Raw genomic sequence first — 20,925 nt, forward strand, 5'->3', positions numbered from 1 at the left:
CGGAAGAGGACCGCGCGTCCCTCGCATGATTGCTATCTAATTGATAGCTGCAAGACAGGTCACTGCCTGGGTTAGAGGCCTAAAGTGCTTAAAATTCTGACGTTGCAGGTGAACCGCTCATTCACCCCAGGGCAGCATTAGCGTGACGATAGAGAGTTTGGCGAACTCCGGCACGAACTCGTCGATGATGCGCTGCGGCTCGGGGCACAGGGTGCTGTCGGTGATCACACCGAATTGCACGCCGCCGCCGTAGCTCAGGATGGACACGCCCAAGCCGACGTCGCCCGATTGCGGCACCCAGAACATGCTTTGCTCCAGCGTGGAGCCGCAGAATTTGAGCTTTTCGCGCGGCCCCGGCACGTTGGTCATGACCGCCGTGGTCTTTTTGGCGAAGAGGTTGAGCATCACGTCCTGCGCTGGCTTGATCAAAAGGCCCGCAACCGCGAGCAGGCTGAAGGCCAGCAGCGGCTGGTAGCTGCCCTTGAGCGCTGCCATGCGGCGGCGCACCTCGTACACGCGCTCGATCGGGTTCTCTACGCCGATGGGCAGCACCAGCGGCACCAGGCCGAAACGGTTGCCCAGCTTGTGCGCCTGGTCCATCGGCCGCAGGTTCACCGGCACCATCGCCCGGATTTCCTGGCCCGCCACGTCGTCGCCGAATGATTTCAGGTACTCACCCAACGCGCCGGCCACGCAGCTCAGTAGCACGTCATTGATCGAGCAGTTGAGTGCCTTGCCCACCGCCTTGACCTCGTCCAGCGGAATCGGCTGGCACCAGGCGACCTTCTTGGCGCCGCCGGGCTTGCCCTTGAGCCGGGTCTTGGAGTCATCTGGCATCAGGGCCAGCGCAGCACCATCCTTGAGCACCTGCATCAGCACCTTGGCCATGTCCATTGAGCTGTGCATGCCCTCTTCCATACCTTTTTTGGGGTCGCCCAGCATGCCCAGCGATCGGGCGGCGCCTTCGCCCACCGCCCCTAAGGCCTTGACGGTGATGTCGGTGAATGGCTTGAGCAGGGTGTCGGCAATCCAGTCTTCCGTGCCGGCAGCGGCCGCGGCTTTTTTGCGTCGCTCCGGCGGCGGCGCGCCCCCATCGACCAGCGACATGGTGACGGAGATCAGTGCAATGCCGTCGGCAATGCAGTGGTGAATTCGCACGATCATGGCGCTGCCCTTCACGCCATCAGGCCCGGTGTAGTCCTCGATCAGGTGGATCTGCCACAGGGGACGCTTTGGGTCCAGACGCTGGGTGGCCAGCACGGCCACGCGGTCCTGCAGCGCTGGCTCCTGATTGGCCGACTTGGGCAATTTCTCGGCGACCACGTGGTTGGCCACATCAAAATTGCGGTCCATCACCCAGGTCGCGCCGGCGGCGTCTTCCATCACACGTTGCTTGAAGCGGTCGTACTGGAGCAGGCTGTTCTCGATGCGCTCACGCACCGCCGCGTGCTTGACGCCTGGCGCCAGTTGCCAGACGCCCACGATCATCATGAGGTTGGCGTCGTTGTCCATGCGCAGCCAGGCCGTGTCGACCTTGCTCATGCGTTCACCCGACAGACCCAGGGTTCCCGAGACGGCCCGCTTGACGTTCTTCTGGACGTTTTTTGCCACCTTGCGGCCGGCGGCCTGGGCGGTAACGCGTGTAACCATGAGCACTCCCGAATGCAAAACTGATGCGCACTCACCCCGGATGGGGTAACTTCCCTATTTTGCAGGGAAGAGGGTGGCTAAGATACCGGGCAGTTACCCCAAGCACCTCATTGGTGACCCACTTCTAAAAACGGAGATTCTTCATGTCAGACCTGAAAGCCGCCTTCGACAAAGCCATGGCCGATTCGAAAAACCTTAGCGAGCGCCCCGACAACGTGACGCTGCTGAAAATTTATGCGCTCTACAAGCAAGGCAGCAGTGGCGACAACGCCGACAAGAAGCCCGGTTTCGGCGACATGGTGGCGCGAGCCAAGTGGGACGCCTGGAACAACCTGAAGGGCACGTCGCAGGACGATGCGATGCAGCAGTACATCAACCTGATTGCTGATCTGAGCTGATTCCCCAAGATTCGCGGCATGCCGCGTCTGGCTGAGCGGGTTGAAGCGTTGTTTGCTCTGGAGGCTGGCTACTTAAGTGGTTGACCGGGCAATCCCCCGGCCGAAAGGTCTCAGCAGAATCCCGAGCGTCGGAACAACAAAAAGATGCTTCGAACCCTCAGCTGAACAGGAAAGAAATAAAAACTACCCCTTCACCCGATTCACCATAAACACCCCAAAGATAGCCAGCGCGCCACCCGCCAGCAGGCTGACACTGAGAGGCTCGCCCAAAATCAGCCAGCCCAGCAGCACCCCAAAAACTGGCACCAGGTTGTTGAACACCACGGTACGTGCCGCGCCCAGCTGGCGCAGGCCTTCGTAGTACCAGACAAAGGCCACAGCCGTACCGAGCACGCCGAGAAATACGAGGCCGGCCCACACTTCCGGGGTGAACGACTCGGCATGTACGGCCGGTATGTCGCGCAGGGCCAGCAGGCCCAGAAACAGCGTCCCCCAGATCGCCGCCCATAGCGTGGCCAGCACCGGCGACAGGCCTTGCAGCAGTTTGCGGCCCAGCAGGGTGTACACCGCCCAGGCGCAGACCGCGCCAAACATTGACAGCTCGCCTTTGCCCAGCGATTGCGCGATTTGCGACAGGTCACCGCGCGTGACAACAATCCACACGCCCAGCAATGCGAGGGCGACACCCAGCCAGCGCGTGGGTGACAACCGGTCGCCCAGAAACGCCGCAGCCAGCATCAGGGTGACCACCGGATTGAGCGCAATGATGAGCGAGGTGCGGCCCGCCGGCAGCACGGAAAGCGCGGTGAAAAAAAGCAGGTTGTAGGTAAAGATGCCGGTGGCGCCCAGCGCCATCGTGCCCAGCAGCTGGCGGCGCGACAAGCCGGTGATGGCGCGTAACCCTTCGGTGAAATGCAGCGCCACCAGCAGGGCAAGCGTGGCAAACACAAAGCGTATGAAACCGGCAGTGGCGGGCGGCAGGTGGGCTGAGATGACGCGGCCGGCAATGAAGGTGCCGCCCCACAAAAATGGGACACAGGTCAGCCTCAGATAGAGGCCCATCAGGTTTTTTCCGATGGGCAGAGTGCTGGAGGCAATGCCTGGCGAAGAGCTTGTGGTCGAAGGCGTGGCTGTGGCGGTCATGCGGATGAAAAGTTGAGAAAAGGGCCAATACCGGGCCGGTATCGGTTAGATTTATGCATGAGATTAACGGTTGCAAAGCTCACCATCAAATGAGTATTTGCTCATCATCAACTTTCCTCGGACATCATCGGCGACCACCATCGGTTTAGCGGCTTTTTGATTTCACCATGACCCTTGCCCAACTTGAAGTCTTGATCACACTGGACGAATGCCGCAGCTTTTCGCGCGCGGCCATGCGCCTGGGCACCACGCAGTCGGCTGTCAGCCACGCGTTGCGCGCGCTTGAAACGAGGTTTGGTGTCAAGCTCGCGCAGCGCGATGCCTCCGGCGTGACGATGACGGACGCCGGTGAGCGCCTGTTGCTGCGCGCCCGCGAGATGACCGCGCTTGCGGCCACTATGACGCAGGAGCTGGGCGATGCCCGCGAATTGAAAACCGGCACGCTGCGGATCGGGTCATTTGGGCCTACGTCCACGGTCAACCTGTTGCCGCCCTTGCTTGCGGCTTTTAAAAAGCGTCACCCGGGCGCTCAGGTGCGCATTGAGGAAGAGAGCGACGAGGTGGTGGACGACTGGCTGCTGCAGAAACGGGTGGAACTTGGTTTTGTCGTGGTGCCTGATGAACGCTTCGAGGTGCTACCGCTGGTTCAGGATGAGTTTGTCGCCATCCTGCCGGCAAAGCACCCGCTGGCCAAACTCAAGGCTGTGCCTGTCGACGCCCTGACAGGGCTGGACTTTGTGTTGACGGAAGCCGGGTGCGGCCCGGTGATCGTGCCCATCCTGCAAAAGAACCTGGCTTTGCCGACGGTGCTGTACCACTTCACGCAGATCATTTCCATTCTGCAATTTGTGCAGCAAGGGCTGGCTGTGTCGGTAGCCGCGCGGCTGGCACTGCCCGATGCACCCAAAGGCGTGGTCTACCGGCCTTTGTTGCCCAGGCAGCCGCGCACGGTTGGGCTGGCCTGCCTGGATGTGGCGAAGCTGTCACCGCTGGCACGCGCCTTCTGGGATACCGCTCGCGATGGGGTCAAGACGCGTTGAAGTGCGCGCTACTAATTTAATAGCTGCTTGCGCCCGTTATTATTGGCCTACAGGCATTTTTCATATAAATCTATCCTGACAAAGACGCCTTCGCGGCAAGCCGGCCTGCGCACCGCGCCGCGAGCGTTTGCAAAACGCGCCATCAAGTACCATCAGCGCATTCCGCAAGGCTGCGTCAGCACTCGCGGCATTAACAACAGAAGGGGAGGGGCTCGATCATGATCATCTGGAGCATTGTGTGGGGTGCCGTGTTGGGCTGGTTCTGGCCAGGCTACGGCGATGCCGGTGTTTTTCTTGGGGGCTTTCTCGGTTTGTTTGCCGGCCTTTCCTTGCGCTGGGCTGTGCGCGCTGAAGTCGAAGCGTCGCGCAAAAAGCATTTGACGCAGGCCAAGCCGGCACCGGCCTCCCCGTCGCAACCTGCCGCGCGCAGCGAACCTGTTCAGATCACCGAGGATGACGGTGGGTTCAAAGAGTTTGAAACCACCCACCCTTTGCCGATGGCGCCGCTGCCCGCGCAACGCGCGCCTGCGGCCTTGCCGAAAGCCATGGCGCCCGCGTCTGCCCGGGCGATGAGCGCCGCCAGCAACGAAGAGGTACCCCCGCAAGAAGACCTGGCCTCCAATGGCCTGCCACAGAGGCAAGCTGCACCCGTCACCCGGCCTGCGTTCAAGCCGGCCGAGCCCAACGCCATCGAGCTGGCTTTGATTGCCGGCAAAAACTGGTTTCTGGGCGGCAATACCATCGTGCGGGTCGGGTTGGTGATTCTGTTCATCGGCCTGTCGTTCCTGGCGCGTTATGCCGCATCGGCAGGGCTCTTCCCGGTTGAATTTCGCCTGGCGGCGATTGCGGCCGCGGCGATTGCGCTGCTGGCCGTGGGCTTTCGCAAGCGCACCGATAAACCCGGCTTCGCGCTCGCGCTGCAGGGTGCCGGCGTGGCGGTGATGTACCTCACGGTGTTTGCGGCGTTTCGCCTCTATGGCCTGCTGGATCCGCTGCCGGCCTTCGCGCTGATGATCATCGTGTGCGGCCTGAGCTGCGCACTGGCGCTGCTGCAAAACTCCCGCGCGCTGGCGGTGGCTGCGTTTGCCGGCGGCTTTGCTGTGCCCTTGCTGCTGTCGACGGGGCAGGGCAGCCATGTGGGCCTCTTCAGCTACTACACGCTGCTCAACCTGGCGATCCTGTTCATTGCTTACAAGCGTTCGTGGCGCATCCTTAACGTGGTGGGTTTTATCGCTACGTTCGGTGTGGCCACCGCGTGGGGAGTGCTGAAGTACGTGCCCGAGCAATACGCCAGCGCGCAACCCTTCCTGATCATCTTCGTGCTGATTTATCTGTTTACCGCCATCCTTTACGCGCGCAACACCCCCACCAAGCTCGGCAATGCGGTCGACACCATGCTGGTGTTCGGCACACCGCTGGCGGGCTTCGGCTTGCAGGCCGGGCTGGTGCGCGGCATGGAACTGGGCACGGCGTTTTCGGCGCTGGGCTTTGCCGCGCTGTACCTGGTGACGGCGATGGTGCTGGCGCGCCGCGCGCTTGCCATTTACCGCCTGCTCATCGAATGTTTTATCGCCGTCGGCGTGGGGTTTGCCACGCTGGCGGTGCCACTGGCGCTCGACGCGAAATGGACTTCCGCCGTGTGGGCATTGGAGGGCGCTGGCGCCTTCTGGGTCGGCATGCGCCAGGCGCGCTGGATGCCGCGCGCTTTTGGCCTGCTGCTGCAGGGTGTGGCCGCCATGGCCTTTCTGGGTGGGCTGGACGATGTGGGCGGCCTGGGCAGTCACATCTCCGCCATTCCTTTCGGCAACGCGGCCTTCATCGGCGCGCTGCTGATCGCCCTGCCGGCGCTGCAGCTGGCCTGGTGGTTGCGCAAGCCGCTGCCGCACAGCGAATCGTCCTGGGCCAAAGGTTACGCCGGCGTGGAGTCGCAGCTCAGCATTCCTGTTTACCTCTACGGCTTTTTCTTCTGGTGCCTGGCGTGGCTGCTTGAAATCGGCCGCCGTGTACCGGCGCTGGAGGCAGACGCCTTCCCGCAGCATGTTTTCACCGACCGCACCAGCGGGTTGCTGATGATGTTGGCTGTCGTGGCCAGCGCAGCCTTGTCGATGCTGCTGGGCCTGAAGAAGCAGTGGGCCGTGGCGACCTGGCCCGCGCGCATCGCCGTGGGTGTGCTGGCGCTGGGTTATGTGGCACAGGCCGGCGAAGGCTATCGCGTGCTGGCCACGCCGGCCTGGGCAGTGTGGCCGGTGGTGCTGGTGCTGCACTACTGGATGCTGCGGCAGACTGATCGCCAGGCGTTGGCGCAACCCGCTTCAGCCGCTATCGCTCAATCGCCCTATGGCTTCCTGCACGCGGCAAGCGCGTGGCTGGTCACCTTCCTGCTGGCCGATTGCCTGTGGTCGGGCATCGGCAAGGCCGAGCTGTGGCGCACGTCGTGGGCCGGTGTGGTGCTGCTGGTCAGCGCCATTGCGGTACTGATGGTGCTGGCGGTGTGGGCAGGCCGGGCCAACCGGCAGGCATCGCGATCAGGCTTCGCGTGGCCGCTCAACTCGCATGCACAGGCCTACTACTGGTATGCAGCGCTGCCGTTGGCGCTGCTGGTGTTCTGGGGCGCGCTGGCTGCTGCGGTCGTATCGTCCGGCCACACGGCGCCGCTGCCCTACATCCCGTTGCTCAACCCGACCGACCTGACGCTGGCGCTTGCGCTGGGGGCGCTGGTGTTTTGGCGCCGCGTGCTGGTAACAGCCGCGCCGCCCCCGGGTAACGCGCGCTGGGTCACCGGCCGCAATGCACTGGTGGCGCTGGCCCTGCTGGTGTTTGTTGCCGTCAACACCGTGTGGCTGCGTGTGGCGCATCACTTCTTCGGGGTGCGTTGGGATGCCGATGCGCTGTTCGACAGCTTCGTGGTGCAAACCGGTTACGCCATTCTGTGGACCTTGCTGGCATTGACCTTGATGGTGCTGGCGCATCGCCGCGTGCAGCGGCCGTTGTGGTTGACGGGCGCTGGCCTGCTGGGTCTGGTGGTCGTCAAGCTGCTGTTGATTGACCTGTCGAACGCCGGCGGTGCAGAGCGCATCATCGCCTTCATTGTGGTCGGCGTGCTGATGCTGGTGGTGGGCTACTTTGCGCCACTGCCGCCCAAGGCGCTGGCCGCTACGCAAGATGCCCCGCCCATGGATGCGGGCAACCTCCAAGAAGCCCAATCATGAAAATCAATACCAGGCTCTTCACGCTCGCCCTGTACGCCTCACTGGCAGCTCCCTCGTTGGCGCTGGCCGCCGACGCTCCCGATCCCGGCAAGGCTGCTTCGTATGCCGTGCGCATACCCGTGACATTGGCGCCCGATGCGCCACTGCAGCGGCTGGTGTTGCCCGCTGAAGCACTGGTGCGGCTGCAAAACGCCGGTTACGCCGACCTGCGCCTCTTCAATGCGGCGGGTCAGCCCATGCCCATGGCGCTGGCGAATGTGGCCGCAGAAACGGCGACCCAGGAGCAACAGGTCAAGCTGGCGGCTTATCCCATTGTGGGCGCGGCCAGCGCGGCAGGCCTGGAAGGGTTGTCGCTGCGCATTGAAGAGCGCCAGGGCCGGCGCGTGGTGCAGCTCAACACAGGGGGCGGCGCAACCCCCGCGTCGGCACAAAAAGTGCTGGGTGCGCTGCTTGACGCACGCGCTATTACCGCGCCTGCAGCGCGCCTCACGCTGGACGCCGACCTGCCAGTGGGACAGCCCGTCAGCTTTAACGTGCAAGCCAGCCGCGACCTGAAAAACTGGCGCTCGCTGGCCGACACGGTGCTCTATCGCGCCGATGCGTCCGCGCCGGTTGCCAGTTTGGGCAACAACAGCCTGGAGCTTGCTATGGTCGAGCTGAAGGACCACTACCTGCGCATCACCTGGGGTGATGCCACCGTGGCTTTGCGCGGCGCCACGCTGGTGACGTCCCGCAGCACTGCCACGCGCCAGCGTGTCAGCGCCACCATGGCCGCGCCGGCGCTGACCCATCCGCATGAGTTGACGTTTGCGCTGCCGTTTGCCACGCCCGTCGCCGCGCTGAAAATCACCCCGCAGGGCAGCAATGTGCTGGTGCCCATACGCGTGCTGGGCCGCAATGACCGCAACCAGCCTTGGGCCCTGCTGGCCAGCGCCGTGGTGTACCGGATGACCGCCGCAGGCAAAGAGCAGGCCAGCGGTCCGGTCGAGTTGCAGGGCGCGTCGGTGCGTGAGATCAAAATTGAAGCCGACCTTAAAACGCCGGGCTTTGCCGCTGCGCCGGAAATCGTTCTGCAGTTTGAACCCGCGCAGCTGGTTTTTCTTGCCAGCGGGCAGGGCCCTTTCACGCTGGCGGCAGGCTTGGCCAGTTCCGCCGGGGCTACCGGTGCCTTTTTGCCCATGGCCAGCCTGATCCCTGACTACAAGGCGTCACAGGAAAACACCTTGCCATTAGCCAGTGTCGACGTGTCGAAGGTGGACGTCACGGGCGGTAGCAGCGCGGCCGGCCCTTTGGTCGCGGCGCAATCCCCCACTCAGGGCATACCGACGCGCAGCCTGGTGCTGTGGGCCATCCTGTTGGCGGGGGCGCTGGCGCTGGGGCTGATGGCCTGGGTGCTACTCAAGCAGACCCGGCAGGCGCCAGGGCAGGGTCAATAGTTCGTTGAGAGTTGCTATTGTTTTGATAGCTGCTCGCGCACGTTCTTATTGGGCTAGAAGCACTTTTGGTTCAAATTTTGCACGTTTGGTGCTGAAAAACGCCTTCACGTTGCGCACATTCGCATCGCTGGTGAAAAGCCGCTGCGCCAGCGCCAGGTAGCGCGGCATGTCGGCCACATGCACCACCAGCATGAAGTCCGGCCCCGGCGAGACGCGGTAGCACTGCTGCACCGCGTCGTCCTGCACCACGCGGGCTTCAAACGCCTCCTGCTGGTCGGTGCCCTGCCGGTCGAGCGTGATTTCAACCAGTGCCGTCAGGCCGTGGCCGGTGATGGCGGCCAGTTTGTCGGTGCTGAGCACCGCGATCTTCCGCTCCACCAGCCCCGCATCGCGCAGGCGCTTGACGCGGCGCAGGCAGGTGGGCGGTGAGATGTGCACACGCTCGGCCAGGGTCTGGTTGCTCAACGACGCGTCGGTTTGCAGGCTGTCGAGCAACTTGAGGTCTATCTCATCTACAGATATTTGTTCCATAAATTTAATGTAAATGAAATTAAATTCAATTAACTGTGAGTTGTGAAATTTAATTCCAAATTATTATAAAAATCAATCACATTGAAAAGCATCAAGTCCGTAGCATCCCTGCATTGATTGATTTTCAGGAGACCTTCCATGTGCGGCATCGTTGCTTCCGTTTCGACACGAAATATTGTTCCCATCCTGGTGCAGGGCCTGCAGCGTCTTGAATACCGTGGTTATGACTCCTGCGGCGTTGCGGTGTATGCCGGCGGCCTGAAGCGTGCGCGCAGCACCTCGCGCGTGGCCGAGCTGCAAGAACAAGTTGCCAATGACAAGCTCGAAGGCGGCACCGGCATTGCCCACACCCGCTGGGCCACCCATGGCGCGCCCGTCGTCCACAACGCCCACCCGCATTTCAGCCACGGCAGCGGCGCCGCATCGCAATCCAAGCCGGGCAAGGTCGCGCTGGTGCACAACGGAATCATCGAAAACTACGAAGAGCTGCGCGCCGGCCTGAAGGCCAAGGGCTATGTCTTCGACAGCCAGACCGACACCGAAGTCATCGTGCACCTGATGGACAGCCTGTACGACGGCGACTTGTTCGAAGCCCTCAAAGCCACCGTTGCGCAGCTGCACGGCGCCTACGCGATTGCGGCGTTCTGCAAAGACGAGCCGCACCGCGTCGTCGGCGCGCGCGCAGGTTCACCGCTGATCCTGGGCGTGGGCAAAGACAAGACAGAGAACTTCCTCGCCAGCGACGCGATGGCCCTGGCCGGCGTGACCGACCAGATCGTTTACCTTGAAGAAGGCGACATGGTCGACATCCAGCTCGGCAAGTACTGGATTGTCGGCAAAGACGGCAAGCGCGCACAGCGCGAAGTCAAAACCGTGCATGCCCACAGCGGCGCCGCAGAACTAGGGCCCTACCGCCACTACATGCAAAAAGAAATTTTCGAGCAACCGCGCGCCATTGCCGACACGCTCGAAGGCGTTGAAGGCATCGTTCCCGAACTCTTTGGTGACGAAGCCTTCCGCGTCTTCAAAGACATCGACTCCGTGCTCATCCTGGCTTGCGGCACCAGCTACTACAGCGGCTGCGCCGCCAAGTATTGGCTTGAAGCCATCGCCGGCATCCCCACGCAAGTTGAAGTGGCCAGCGAATACCGTTACCGCAGCTCGGTGCCCAACCCCAAAACCCTGGTCGTCACCATCACCCAGAGCGGCGAAACAGCCGACACTCTGGCCGCGCTGCGCCACGCGCAAAGCCTGGGCATGACGCAGACCTTGACCATCTGCAACGTTTCTACCTCGGCCATGGTGCGTGAATGCAAACTCGCTTACATCACGCGCGCCGGCGTAGAGATCGGCGTGGCGTCCACCAAAGCCTTCACCACGCAATTGGCAGGCCTCTTCCTGCTCACGCTGGCCCTCGCCCAAAGCAAAGGCAAACTCAGCGAAGAGGAAGAAGCCGGCCACCTCAAAGCCATGCGCCACCTGCCAGCAGCACTGCAAGCCGTGCTGGCGCTAGAGCCGCAAGTCATCAGCTGGGCCGAAGACTTCGCCAAGATGGAAAACGCGCTCTTCCTCGGCCGCGGCCTGCACTACCCGATCGCCCTCGAAGGCGCACTCAAGCTCAAAGAGATCAGCTACATCCACGCCGAGGCCTACCCGGCCGGCGAACTCAAACACGGTCCGCTGGCCCTGGTCACCAGCGCCATGCCCGTCGTCACCGTCGCACCCAACGACGCTTTGCTCGAAAAGCTCAAAAGCAATATGCAAGAAGTCCGCGCCCGCGGCGGCGTCCTCTACGTGCTTGCCGACGCCGACAGCCACATCGAAAGCGGCGAAGGCCTGCATGTCATCCGCATGCCTGAGCACTATGGTGCGCTGAGCCCGCTGCTGCATGTGGTGCCGCTGCAGTTGCTGGCGTATCACACCGCTGTGGCGCGGGGGACGGATGTTGACAAGCCTCGCAATCTTGCAAAGAGCGTGACCGTCGAATGACGGTCACGGTGTGTTGAATTGCTGATTGGGGTGCGGACAATAACTTGGACTCACGGCATAAACAAGTCCAAGTTATTGTCCGCACCCCCCTCGGGTCAAGCATCAACGGAACTCACCAGCTTATGGCCTTGAAGTGATTGCGGGAGAAGGAGTTCTAGCTGGAGCCCTTTGCTCGGGTGGCACTAAGAATTTCCACGCCTGGTAGGTCGTCGTATCTTCAAAGTCGATAAACTCTGGCTCGAAATTCTTTTGCTTGATGGGAGTGGCGTTGGAGAGGCTGTAAATACCGGTGATTTCGGATCCCATCTGGACTATGCCCCATTCATCTTTTCCGGTGATGGGGTCTGAATACAGCTTACGCAGATGACGCCGCACCCCTGGATAGCGTGGATCTCGCAACAAATCATTGAGTGACGTGGGGGTTCGTTTTTGCCCACTCGGCGTTGCGGTTGCATAGCTAGAAAGTGCGGCTTGAAATTCGGCCCCAATTGCGAGGAGCTCTTCTTCAGCGGCCCGCCGGGCAACCAGTGAACCCAATTGGAGTGTTGCGGTTGACACTATCCCGATAATCGCAACCAGGATCAGTAGACCCAGATATGTGAAGCCCCTAATTTGTGATCTGTGGCACGCCCTTGCATACAAGCGGGGACGAGCGAGTCGACCATCAATAAAATTCATAACGTATTGAATGGTTTGCCATTCCTATTTAACCCGAAGGACCCGCTCTTGATGCTGTAAACGAGTCCTTGCTCGACGTCGTCCGGTGGGACGATGATCCAGGTGGATGAGCTTTCAGTAATCGGGTCATACGGAATGGCGCGGAGATATTTTCTTTCTACCAATTGATCCAGAGAGTCCGGATAGCGACCGGTGTCGCCGTAGAACTTGTCGATTGTCTCTCGGGTGACGCGCAGGTTATCCAGAAGAACGGTTTCTTTCGCGGCGTCGATGCTTTGAAAGTAACGCGGCACAGCCAAAGTCAATAGCAACGCCACGATCGCCAGCACCACCAGCAGTTCAATCAGCGTGAACCCTCGCGGTCGATTCACAACAAGCTTCATTTGCCTGTCACCATTTCCGATAGGGAACGCTGTTCAAACCGGTCAGCGCGGAGGTTGAATACACGTCATAGACATCGTCTCCCTCTTGCGGATCGGCCGCTTCACTCGCATAACTGCGCTTTCCCCATGACTCGGCTTCAGTCAGCGTAAGCTCTTTGTTCAAAGGGTCGCGCGGGACTCTGCGCAAGAAGTAAATTTTCCTGCGCTTGGGGTCGCGCTGATCCTCTATGCCGTCTACCAGGATATCCAGGTTTTTTGGATAGCCTGACGAGCCAATCGGTTTGGGGACACGCCCTTCATCGCTGGCGCGTTTATACGCATCAATTCCACGACGTATTTCCCGCAGCGATTGGCGCAACTCTCGCTCATGACTGCGCTGAATTGCTACTTGAGCCAAAGGCACAGTGCTGGCGCCGAGTATTCCAAGAATGGCAAGCGTCACCAGCAACTCAATCAAGCTAAAGCCGCGATGGTCGCACCGCCCGTGCTTCATGGTGTCCCTCAGTAATGCCGTATTCATTTGAAAGTTTGGTGTTAAGGCACTACTCGGACGGCCTGGGGCGCCGGCAAGGACATAACGACTGGACGCCCATCCAATACCGTGGGAGTTACGGTGAGCAGTTGAAGGCGAGACGCCTCGGCCGGTGCAAGTGCCTTGAACGTAATCGTTGCAATACTCCCTGAGCTGGTTGCCCCGCCAGGTCCAGAGCGTGTGCCGGTCATCAAGATTTGGCCGTTCGGATTCACGCGACTGGTAAAGCTGGTTTTCACGTTACCTTGTTTGAGAAAGTCGCCTTCCACAACACTAACCACCTGCAATATCTGATTGTCAAAGCTGATCGCCATGGGCACTCCGGTGATCGGCTGGTCGGATTGCATGGTCAACTGCCGGGTAAATGTCTCACCAACCTTCACTTGGCTAGGTCCCTGCCAGAGCAGTTGAACATTACCGCTTGGAATCGGGTTAATGCTGGCGGGTGCATTGCCTGCTGTTGCAGGTGAATTAGTCCGACCGGTAGTGCTATTGGTATTGAGTGGGGGCGAAGGTTGCTGGGCATTCTGGGCAATGACGGGCGAACTCGCAGGCGGTACAACTACCGCAGTCGCGGGCGTGAAATCCGAGTCTGGTCGGATTCGGAAATTGGTTTCTGTACCCGAGCGGAACTCGGACAACGATGCTTCTGGCCTCTGAATGTTCCGGATCAGATGCGGGGTGATCGAAAGTACGATCTCAGTTTTCTGCCTGTCGTCGGCACTGCTGCCAAACAAGCGTCCGACGATGGGGAGTTCTCCCAGGCCAGGGACTTTGTTGCCGGTACGGCGGTCTTCATCGTTGATCAATCCCGCCAGCACTTGATTTTCTCCGTCCTTCAGCCGCAAGACGGTGCTTGCAGTGCGCGTACCTAGTTGGTAAGCGACTGAGCCGGATTGGGTGGCAAGTTGACTGACGATGTTGCTGACTTCCAGCGAAATCTTGATGGCGACATCATTGTCGAGATGTATGGTCGGTTCCACATTGAGCGTCAGCCCAACGTCGATGTAGTTGATCGATTCCGATACGAAACCAGTGGAAGTGGCGGTCGTGGTTATATTCGGTACCCGCTCACCGATCAGGATTTTGGCCTTCTCCCGGTTGCGCACGCGAATCCTCGGATTGGCCAGGAGATTGGCATCAGAATCTTCCTTACGGGCATTGATCGTGATTGGACCAATCCCTGCCCCGAGGCTGCTGCCACTGACTTGGCGCAGTTCATTGAGGGTGAGGGGGGCACCACCGGTCGTCGCACCTCCCGTAGCTGCGCTTCTGCTCAATGGGGTAAGTGTCAAACTGCTTGGCCAGCGTATGCCCAACTCCAGCAAGCGGGTGCGCTTTACTTCCAGGATTTCCACTTCCAGCATTACTTCCGGCTCAGGAACATCGTGTAGCGCTACCAGCTTCTCAGCAAGCCGGATTGCTTCGGGACTGTCACGCAAGATTAGCATGTTCAGTTTTTCGTCGACAACCACATCACGCGACTTCAGTATGGTTTTCATGGTTGCTGCGACGGCCTTCGCATCGGCATTGCTCAGGAAGAAGGTCTTCACCACCATTTCCTGATAGTCCTTCACCTTGGTCGCGGTGTTGGGGTAAATCAACATGGTGTTGGCGTCCAGAACCTGGCGTTCCAACTGATTGGTCAGCAAGGTGAAGTGCACTGCCGATTCGATGGTGCTGTTCTTCAAGAAGATGGAGGTCTTCTGGTCCGTCTTGACGTCCTTGTCAAACAGAAAGTTGAGACCCGACGTACGGGAAATGACTTCAAACACTTGCTTTAGCGACACATCCTTGAATTCGATCGAGATGGGCTTTTTGTATGCGGCCGATAGCAGCGATTCGACCGGCGGTTTCGTGGCGCCGATCATCCTGAGCCGCAGAGCCCTGGCGGCTTCGTTGTTCGGGTTTTCTGACAAAAGGCTTGAGAGTCTGGATTCGGCTGATCCAAAGTCCTTCCTACCGATTGCCACCTCGGCCTCCTTGATCCATTGGGCGTGGCGTGCGTCGATCTCGAGGTTGCGCAACCCGGTACGTGCCCGTTCGTTGTTGGCGTCAATGGCGATCACACGTTGGTACAACCTGGTTGCTTCAGCACGGTTGCCGTTCGCAAAAGACTGATCTGCTTGGATCAGGTAGTTGGTAATCGCGCGCTCGCGGGTCTGCACGTAGGCCGCCTTATATTCCGCGTTGCGAGGTTCATGGCTCAGGGCTTCCTGAAATTTCGCCAAACCCGCCTCGACCTTGTCTTCTGCAACCAGATCTTTGCCTTCGCGATATGCAATGCCTGCAGCGCAACCGGCAAGCGAGACGGCGATGAGCAGCCCTGAAAGCAAAGTGCTCAGCCGAAAACACGAGGATCTCATCGTTCCTAAGTCAAGGCGTAAGGCTGTCGCGCGCGGCGACATGTGCAGCAGGGCTAACGAAAAGGAATCACGTAGCATCACTCGGCACCTCCGATGGTAAGCGTCTGCCCTTGTTTCAGAGGCAAATAGGTCAGAGTGAGCATGGGTGGCTTGATCGAATCGACCCGATAGCTACCCTCGATGATGGTCTGTTCGCGAACGATAAACGTTTGATCGGCGCGGGCCAGATAGACCTCCCATTTGTTATCTTCGATTTTTTTCCCCAGGTAGGTAAATGGCAACGGCGGCGCTGTGGGTGGCGGCGGCTTGGGTGGTGGTGGCGGCGGCGGTGGTGGGGGAGTCCAACTTTGACTGGAAAATAATCCACCAGCAGCTTTGCTGCTGCCAGGTTCCCCGATCAGGCGGTTGCGCGGCTCAAGCGCCAGGATGACTGGCTCGCGTTTGACTTGATTGGCTGATCCAGAAAGTCGGTCGGATGCTATTTTCGCTGTTCCAGCTCCGGTAGCCGGTGCAGTTGCGCGAGCGACAGGTTCCGAGATTGCCGTTGCGGGCGTCTTGTCTCCGAAGAACGCCAGCCATGCGGCGGCGATCACACCGACAGCTAACAGCATATGCCTGATTGTCATGACGGCGAACCTTGGGCTGCCGTGGTCTTGGGTTCCTGCGCGGTGCGCGGCGCGTCGGATAGGTACAAGGTCAAACGCAGCTTGGTCTCTAGCGTGCGGTTGGCAATCGCATCACGTTTGAAGCTGAGTTCGTCGAGAGACAGAAATGGGATGGTCAGAAGCAGTTCCTCGCAGAAGGCGCGAATTGCGCCGTACGAGCCCCTGACCGGGAGTACGACCTGATAGGTATGGAAATGGCCGGCTTGGTTGAACGCGGATCTGTATTCCGCCTGATTAAGCGTGAGTCCATGCTTTTTGGCGGCGGCAAAGAGCACTTTGAGCTGTTGTTCGACATAACGTTTTTCGCCCAGAGCATCATGAAAATTTGCCACGCGCTCGGCATTCAACGGCCGGGGTTTCGCAGCAGGCAAAACTTTTGCGCTCTCAAAATATTTGCGAGCCTGATCTGACGCAATCTGCTGTTTCGAGGATTCTGCTGATAAGTAGGGAACCACCCCCAGCCAGCCAGCCAAGCCGAGCAGGCAAACCGCGAAACCGATGCTATTACCCCATCCGAAGCGAGTGAGCCAGAGACGGAACTTGAGGCCCAGGACGCTGAGATTCTCGAAAGTGATCGGTTTCATCGCACGACCCTCGCCCACTGGGCCTCAAACTGAAAGCGCAAGGGTTTGTTGGGGTCTTGCTCGTTGATCTCATGCCGGATCAGCATCACTACTTGTATAAAAGGTTGCCCGCGGAGACTTTCGATGTAAGCGATCATGTCATCGGTGGTTTTCGCCTCAGCCCATCCTTTCAGCAGATGCCTTTTTGCATCTGGTTCAAGCGACAACAGTGCGATCGTCACCGGCGTGGCGGATTCGATAGTATTAAAGACATCTCCCCACGGAAGATTTAACTGCCCGACCGCCGCGTTAATGGCGTTGACCTGGTTCTCGGAAATGGTGGATTTGATGACCGGTTCACTCTGGACTCTATGCGCGGTGAGCCGTGCTTGCATCTGCCTCAAATGATCTTGCAGGGTCTGACGCTTCTGTTGCAAGGAGGCGGCGTGTAGTGCCATGCTGATGCACAAGCCGGCGCCAACGATGCCAAACAGCCAGGTGACTGGTGATGTCAACCACACTGCCCGCATGAAGGAGGGCGTGGAAAAATCGATGCGTAGCGGTTTCATCATTGGAATCCCGCGCTTGCCAAGGCGACGCCGGAAGGCACTGATGGCCTACCGAGGTCATGCGCCTGCGGACTCAGCCAGACGCATTTCAAAGATTCCTCCGTGCTCATCACCCACTGATTGGGTGCACTCCCACACAGCTGCAGTCGAGGCGGGGGCGGCACATCCAGTCGCAATGCTTCACGCATCAGATGCCCTGATAGCCATCGTGTATCCATTAGTGCTGGGGTGGGGACTGCGGCAGCGCGCACAGCGGCCAGCCGCCGGTGCTTCGTCACGCCCAAGGTGAGCGTGCCGTCATGCATCACGCCAAACCAGTCGCCCGGCGCAAGGCGGGCGCGCCAGCGGTTCCATGCAACGACAAAATGCGGAGAAATTTCGATCAAAGCGAGTCGGTGTTCGCCGCTTGCCTGCTTGAGGGAGTCCAGCAGCGACCGGGGAACGGCGCAGGCGACAAAAGGCTGATTCGCGTTCCAGTCAGCACTCAGATGCCAGTCGGCAAGCGGTGTGTCGTACAAAGTCTGGAACCGCATCGCGGCGGCAGCCTGACAGTCTTGCAACCGCGTCGGATTTCGTGGTGGGGTGACCATGAAGACGCGCACCAACGGATCTGCCAGCACTATTGTGGTGACCAGGCCGCGGCAGTTGGTTTGGGCCAGTAGCGTACGCAACTGCTCAGCCACTGTGTCGGGCGATGCAGTAGATCCTTGTGGCAGAGCGGCATCGGCCAGCACCACCGCCTCAGAGGTAAATCCCTTGCGGGTTCTCAGCAGTGTGATGCCGGCAGGCGACACCCCGATGTGCAGCCGCTTGGGAAGCACACCGTGAAGTATTTCTTTGAACTTCTTAAGCATGCAAGGTCACTCGCTTGATTTCATCAAGTGTTGTGTCGCTGCATTTGACAAGTTTCAGTGCAGCCTCCCGCAAGCTCCTGGTTCCATTCAGGCGTGCCGCTTCCTTAATTTGGCGAATCGGGCGTTTTTCAACAATGAGTTCTCGAATTTCATCGTTCAACGTAAGGATTTCCGCAATTGCTTTCCGGCCCTTGTAACCAGTGCCGCGACAATCGCCGCATCCTTTGCCTTGCTTAAACTCATAATCGGAGACTTCGGTACGCGTCAGATTTACGCGGGCCAATTCGCTGTCGGAGGGCGTGTAGTCGGTTGCACAGTGGGGGCAGTTCAGCCTGACCAGGCGCTGCGCCCAAATTCCATTCAATGCGGATACGAAAGCGTAAGGGTCGATGCCCATATGAGTGAAGCGGCCGAACACATCGAACACGTTATTGGCATGCACGGTAGTCAACACCAGGTGACCGGTGAGCGCCGATTGCACCGCGATCTCGGCGGTTTCCCGATCCCGGATTTCGCCCACCATGATTTTGTCCGGGTCATGACGCAGGATGGAGCGCAAGCCCTTGGCAAAAGTTAGTCCCTTTTTTTCATTGACCGGAATTTGCAAAATTCCTGGGAGCTGATATTCGACGGGATCTTCAATCGTGATGATCTTGTCGCGACCGTTGTTGATCTCAGTGAGAGCTGCATACAACGTGGTCGTCTTGCCGGAGCCGGTCGGACCGGTCACCAGCAGCATCCCATAGGCTTCTTCGGCAAGATTTCGAAGGCTAACCAATGATGGCGCGTCGAATCCGAGGGCTTCAAGCGTGAGCGCGCCGTACATGTCGATCATCGCGCGTTTGTCGAGAATTCGAATCACGGCGTCTTCGCCGTGGATGCTCGGCATGATCGAGACGCGCAAATCGATCTCTCGTCCTCCGGCTTCGACCCGGAAGCTCCCGTCTTGCGGTACTCGCCGTTCGGCGATATCCAGTTCTGCCAGAACTTTCAGGCGTGAAATAACGTGTTCCGCAACTTCGATTCCATTGACCGACGTTGCGAGATCCAGCATGCCGTCAACGCGGTATTTGACGGCAAGACCTCCCGCTGTACTTTCAAGATGAATGTCGGAGGCACCTGCTTTTAAGGCGTCGTACAAAGTCGAGTTGACCAGTTTGACCGCAGGGCTACTCGCTTCCGAGACCGAGGCAAACGACAGAATGGCGGCTGCTTTATTTTCCCGTCTGTCGTCATGGGCGGTTGGCATCAGGTGATCCACCGCTCGTACCGACTCTTCCTGCTTGGTTAGGTAAGCCTGGATGTCGGCTTGCAGCGCGACGCGATACTCCACGTGCCGCTTCGCATGAGTGTCAAGCCAGGTTTGCAGGTCTGGGTCGAATGGGTCGGCAATTACCCCAATCACTTGACCGTTTGCCGTCCGCATCAGTGCGCAGTGCCGCTGCATGGCCTTGGACAGCGGGAGAAGGTCGAACGCCGGTGCCAGCGCCAGCATGTCGATGGTTTCTATCACGGGCAGGCCAAAAGGCTGAGCGATGGCTCGGACCAACTCGCGCGAATCCAGGCCTGTCAGCAACTCCAGCTCAGTGATTAAGGTACGGTTCGACTGAGCCGCGCGTGCGCGAGCCAGCTGCAGTTGCTCCGGCTCAACGGTCGCCGCAGGAGGGGCTGCCGCTTCTGCATTCATGACAGGCTTCCTGCCAGATCGAAGATGGGCATATAGAGCAGTACGACAATGGCGCCGACAATCAAACCGATGGCGATCATCAAAAGAGGTTCGAACATACGGGTAAAGCGGTCCACCCAGCGGTTGATCTCTCCGTCGTAGAACGCTGCCGATTGGGTGAGCATCTCACCGAGTCCACCGGAGCGCTCGCCAACGCGCAGCATGCGCAGCGAGATCGGCGTCGTAAGGAGGTTGATCTCGAATGCGGTGGACAGCGGCGTGCCTGACTGAACCAATTCTTTGGCCGACTGTAATCCGGCTTTGATGCCGGGGGAGGCCATTCCCTGCATGGTCTCCATCGCGGCGATGATTGGAATGCCCCCTTCCAGCAGCATCCCCAGAGTCAGGTACAAACGGGACAATTCGTAAATCCGGGCGCGTTCGCCGATGCCCGGTAGCTTGCCCAGAAGAAGCGCGATGCCTCCTCGTGAAAGGAAATGCCGTACCGTGAGAAAAAACAGCGGCAAGCCTGTGGCCACTCCCAGCAGAACACCCTTGGTATGCGTTCCGGCAAATTGACCCCAGTTCAGCAGTGCTTGAGATAACCAGGGCAAGCTGCGACCGCTGCCTCGATAGACCTCCGCAAATTGCGGTACGACATAACCAATCAGGAACAGCGCGACGCCTCCTCCTACTGCCAACAGGATGGTCGGGTAAATTGCTGCGCTGATGATTTTGCTGCGCACCGCGTCAATACGCTGTTGGTAAGCGATAAAACGGGTTAGCGAGCGCGGCAGGTCACTGGTGCCCTCGGCCGCTCTGACAATCCCGACGTAAAGCGGTGGAAACAAATCAGGTTGCTCTGCCAGGACGCTTGAAAAGCGTTTGCCTTCACGCAGGCCGTTCAATAACCGGGTCAGCGTGGAGCGGGTTCGTGCGCTGGCTTCTTTTTCCAACAACGCCTCGAGGCACTCGACGATGCTCAGGCCGGCACTGAGAAGGGCCAGCAGTTCCTGGCTGAATAACACCAGCGACAGACGGCTGGATGACGGTGTCCTCGCCAACATCCCACTCGCAAGGGAGGTTCGTGCGGGGTGAATCGCGGCAACAAACAAGCCGCGCGCCTCGATCTGGCTGCGTGCATCCTTTTCATCGCGAGCATCGACGGTAAGGGGGACGATCAGATGACCGGCAGTCAGTGCGCGCACATCGTATTGCATGAAGTCATTCCCTGGAGGGTCACTGCGCGGCCA

18 protein-coding genes are annotated in these 20,925 nt (G+C 59.6%); 5 read left to right on the top strand and 13 right to left on the bottom strand.

The window, feature by feature from the left end:
• Window positions 1-117: 117 nt before the first annotated feature.
• Window positions 118-1,650 (bottom strand): wax ester/triacylglycerol synthase family O-acyltransferase, encoded by a 1,533-nt coding sequence (locus ABI546_RS05235; RefSeq protein WP_348044794.1) that lies wholly within the window; start codon window positions 1,648-1,650, stop codon window positions 118-120.
• 143 nt (window positions 1,651-1,793) lie between these two features.
• Between ABI546_RS05235 and ABI546_RS05240 the strand changes: the two genes are divergently transcribed.
• Window positions 1,794-2,048 carry an acyl-CoA-binding protein gene (locus tag ABI546_RS05240; RefSeq protein WP_348044796.1) on the top strand — a complete coding sequence of 85 codons (255 nt, stop codon included), beginning with the start codon at window positions 1,794-1,796 and terminating at the stop codon, window positions 2,046-2,048.
• Window positions 2,049-2,231: 183 nt separating this feature from the next.
• On the opposite strand, the gene ABI546_RS05245 is transcribed toward ABI546_RS05240, so the two are convergent.
• Complete coding sequence (locus ABI546_RS05245; protein WP_348044798.1) at window positions 2,232-3,191, bottom strand: DMT family transporter; 960 nt, start codon at window positions 3,189-3,191, stop codon at window positions 2,232-2,234.
• Between the two features lie 167 nt (window positions 3,192-3,358).
• Here ABI546_RS05245 and ABI546_RS05250 point away from each other — a divergent pair, with 167 nt between their 5' ends.
• The 3 genes from ABI546_RS05250 to ABI546_RS05260 all read left to right on the top strand — a co-directional run bounded on the left by ABI546_RS05250 (window position 3,359) and on the right by ABI546_RS05260 (window position 8,876).
• A complete protein-coding gene (locus ABI546_RS05250; protein WP_348044800.1) occupies window positions 3,359-4,231 on the top strand; it encodes a LysR family transcriptional regulator in 873 nt (290 codons plus the stop codon).
• Between the two features lie 218 nt (window positions 4,232-4,449).
• Window positions 4,450-7,440, top strand: coding sequence for a DUF2339 domain-containing protein (locus ABI546_RS05255; RefSeq protein ID WP_348044802.1), 2,991 nt, complete (start codon window positions 4,450-4,452; stop codon window positions 7,438-7,440).
• Window positions 7,437-8,876: a DUF3999 domain-containing protein gene (locus ABI546_RS05260; RefSeq protein WP_348044804.1), complete on the top strand. Its 1,440-nt coding sequence runs from the start codon at window positions 7,437-7,439 to the stop codon at window positions 8,874-8,876. The genes ABI546_RS05255 and ABI546_RS05260 overlap by 4 nt, the downstream gene beginning before the upstream one ends.
• Before the next feature lie 45 nt (window positions 8,877-8,921).
• Here the strand turns inward: ABI546_RS05260 and ABI546_RS05265 are convergent, their stop codons facing one another.
• The gene (locus tag ABI546_RS05265) at window positions 8,922-9,407 is read right to left on the bottom strand and encodes an Lrp/AsnC family transcriptional regulator (protein ID WP_348044806.1); all 486 of its coding nucleotides are present in this window, start codon (window positions 9,405-9,407) and stop codon (window positions 8,922-8,924) included.
• A gap of 138 nt (window positions 9,408-9,545) precedes the next feature.
• Between ABI546_RS05265 and glmS the strand changes: the two genes are divergently transcribed.
• Entirely contained in the window at window positions 9,546-11,396 is a 1,851-nt protein-coding gene (glmS, locus tag ABI546_RS05270; protein ID WP_348044808.1) for a glutamine--fructose-6-phosphate transaminase (isomerizing), read from the top strand.
• A gap of 120 nt (window positions 11,397-11,516) precedes the next feature.
• Here the strand turns inward: glmS and ABI546_RS05275 are convergent, their stop codons facing one another.
• From ABI546_RS05275 to ABI546_RS05320, 10 genes are read right to left on the bottom strand one after another with little or no spacing between them, the layout of a single operon-like run.
• The gene (locus tag ABI546_RS05275) at window positions 11,517-12,074 is read right to left on the bottom strand and encodes a type II secretion system protein (RefSeq protein WP_348044810.1); all 558 of its coding nucleotides are present in this window, start codon (window positions 12,072-12,074) and stop codon (window positions 11,517-11,519) included.
• Window positions 12,071-12,457, bottom strand: a complete 387-nt coding sequence (locus ABI546_RS05280; RefSeq protein ID WP_348044812.1) for a type II secretion system protein — start codon at window positions 12,455-12,457, stop codon at window positions 12,071-12,073. The genes ABI546_RS05275 and ABI546_RS05280 overlap by 4 nt, the downstream gene beginning before the upstream one ends.
• A gap of 7 nt (window positions 12,458-12,464) precedes the next feature.
• A complete protein-coding gene (locus ABI546_RS05285) occupies window positions 12,465-12,977 on the bottom strand; it encodes a type II secretion system protein (protein WP_348044814.1) in 513 nt (170 codons plus the stop codon).
• A 14-nt stretch (window positions 12,978-12,991) separates the two neighbouring features.
• Window positions 12,992-15,433, bottom strand: coding sequence for a cohesin domain-containing protein (locus ABI546_RS05290; protein WP_348044994.1), 2,442 nt, complete (start codon window positions 15,431-15,433; stop codon window positions 12,992-12,994).
• Window positions 15,433-15,981 carry a hypothetical protein gene (locus tag ABI546_RS05295; RefSeq protein WP_348044816.1) on the bottom strand — a complete coding sequence of 183 codons (549 nt, stop codon included), beginning with the start codon at window positions 15,979-15,981 and terminating at the stop codon, window positions 15,433-15,435. The genes ABI546_RS05290 and ABI546_RS05295 overlap by 1 nt, the downstream gene beginning before the upstream one ends.
• Window positions 15,978-16,604 carry a hypothetical protein gene (locus ABI546_RS05300; protein WP_348044818.1) on the bottom strand — a complete coding sequence of 209 codons (627 nt, stop codon included), beginning with the start codon at window positions 16,602-16,604 and terminating at the stop codon, window positions 15,978-15,980. The genes ABI546_RS05295 and ABI546_RS05300 overlap by 4 nt, the downstream gene beginning before the upstream one ends.
• Window positions 16,601-17,152, bottom strand: a complete 552-nt coding sequence (locus ABI546_RS05305; protein WP_348044820.1) for a hypothetical protein — start codon at window positions 17,150-17,152, stop codon at window positions 16,601-16,603. Before ABI546_RS05305 ends, ABI546_RS05300 begins: the two co-directional genes overlap by 4 nt.
• A complete protein-coding gene (locus tag ABI546_RS05310) occupies window positions 17,152-18,006 on the bottom strand; it encodes a hypothetical protein (RefSeq protein WP_348044822.1) in 855 nt (284 codons plus the stop codon). The genes ABI546_RS05305 and ABI546_RS05310 overlap by 1 nt, the downstream gene beginning before the upstream one ends.
• Entirely contained in the window at window positions 17,999-19,693 is a 1,695-nt protein-coding gene (locus tag ABI546_RS05315) for a GspE/PulE family protein (protein WP_348044824.1), read from the bottom strand. Before ABI546_RS05315 ends, ABI546_RS05310 begins: the two co-directional genes overlap by 8 nt.
• The gene (locus ABI546_RS05320; RefSeq protein ID WP_348044826.1) at window positions 19,690-20,892 is read right to left on the bottom strand and encodes a type II secretion system F family protein; all 1,203 of its coding nucleotides are present in this window, start codon (window positions 20,890-20,892) and stop codon (window positions 19,690-19,692) included. Before ABI546_RS05320 ends, ABI546_RS05315 begins: the two co-directional genes overlap by 4 nt.
• Window positions 20,893-20,925 lie beyond the last annotated feature (33 nt).

The sequence above is a fragment of the Polaromonas sp. genome (genome assembly GCF_039932935.1).
Taxonomy (GTDB): Bacteria; Pseudomonadota; Gammaproteobacteria; order Burkholderiales; family Burkholderiaceae_C; genus Polaromonas.

What these genes read in the sequence shown, in the direction of transcription:
- ABI546_RS05290 (WP_348044994.1), bottom strand. Translation starts at nt 15,433, where the DNA reads ATGCTACGTGATTCCTTTTCGTTAGCCCTGCTGCACATGTCGCCGCGC.
- ABI546_RS05320 (WP_348044826.1), bottom strand. Translation starts at nt 20,892, where the DNA reads ATGCAATACGATGTGCGCGCACTGACTGCCGGTCATCTGATCGTCCCC.
- ABI546_RS05250 (WP_348044800.1), top strand. Translation starts at nt 3,359, where the DNA reads ATGACCCTTGCCCAACTTGAAGTCTTGATCACACTGGACGAATGCCGC.
- ABI546_RS05285 (WP_348044814.1), bottom strand. Translation starts at nt 12,977, where the DNA reads ATGAATACGGCATTACTGAGGGACACCATGAAGCACGGGCGGTGCGAC.
- ABI546_RS05240 (WP_348044796.1), top strand. Translation starts at nt 1,794, where the DNA reads ATGTCAGACCTGAAAGCCGCCTTCGACAAAGCCATGGCCGATTCGAAA.
- ABI546_RS05280 (WP_348044812.1), bottom strand. Translation starts at nt 12,457, where the DNA reads ATGAAGCTTGTTGTGAATCGACCGCGAGGGTTCACGCTGATTGAACTG.
- ABI546_RS05265 (WP_348044806.1), bottom strand. Translation starts at nt 9,407, where the DNA reads ATGGAACAAATATCTGTAGATGAGATAGACCTCAAGTTGCTCGACAGC.
- ABI546_RS05315 (WP_348044824.1), bottom strand. Translation starts at nt 19,693, where the DNA reads ATGAATGCAGAAGCGGCAGCCCCTCCTGCGGCGACCGTTGAGCCGGAG.
- ABI546_RS05245 (WP_348044798.1), bottom strand. Translation starts at nt 3,191, where the DNA reads ATGACCGCCACAGCCACGCCTTCGACCACAAGCTCTTCGCCAGGCATT.
- ABI546_RS05275 (WP_348044810.1), bottom strand. Translation starts at nt 12,074, where the DNA reads ATGAATTTTATTGATGGTCGACTCGCTCGTCCCCGCTTGTATGCAAGG.
- ABI546_RS05235 (WP_348044794.1), bottom strand. Translation starts at nt 1,650, where the DNA reads ATGGTTACACGCGTTACCGCCCAGGCCGCCGGCCGCAAGGTGGCAAAA.
- glmS (WP_348044808.1), top strand. Translation starts at nt 9,546, where the DNA reads ATGTGCGGCATCGTTGCTTCCGTTTCGACACGAAATATTGTTCCCATC.
- ABI546_RS05300 (WP_348044818.1), bottom strand. Translation starts at nt 16,604, where the DNA reads ATGAAACCGATCACTTTCGAGAATCTCAGCGTCCTGGGCCTCAAGTTC.
- ABI546_RS05255 (WP_348044802.1), top strand. Translation starts at nt 4,450, where the DNA reads ATGATCATCTGGAGCATTGTGTGGGGTGCCGTGTTGGGCTGGTTCTGG.
- ABI546_RS05260 (WP_348044804.1), top strand. Translation starts at nt 7,437, where the DNA reads ATGAAAATCAATACCAGGCTCTTCACGCTCGCCCTGTACGCCTCACTG.
- ABI546_RS05310 (WP_348044822.1), bottom strand. Translation starts at nt 18,006, where the DNA reads ATGCTTAAGAAGTTCAAAGAAATACTTCACGGTGTGCTTCCCAAGCGG.
- ABI546_RS05305 (WP_348044820.1), bottom strand. Translation starts at nt 17,152, where the DNA reads ATGAAACCGCTACGCATCGATTTTTCCACGCCCTCCTTCATGCGGGCA.
- ABI546_RS05295 (WP_348044816.1), bottom strand. Translation starts at nt 15,981, where the DNA reads ATGACAATCAGGCATATGCTGTTAGCTGTCGGTGTGATCGCCGCCGCA.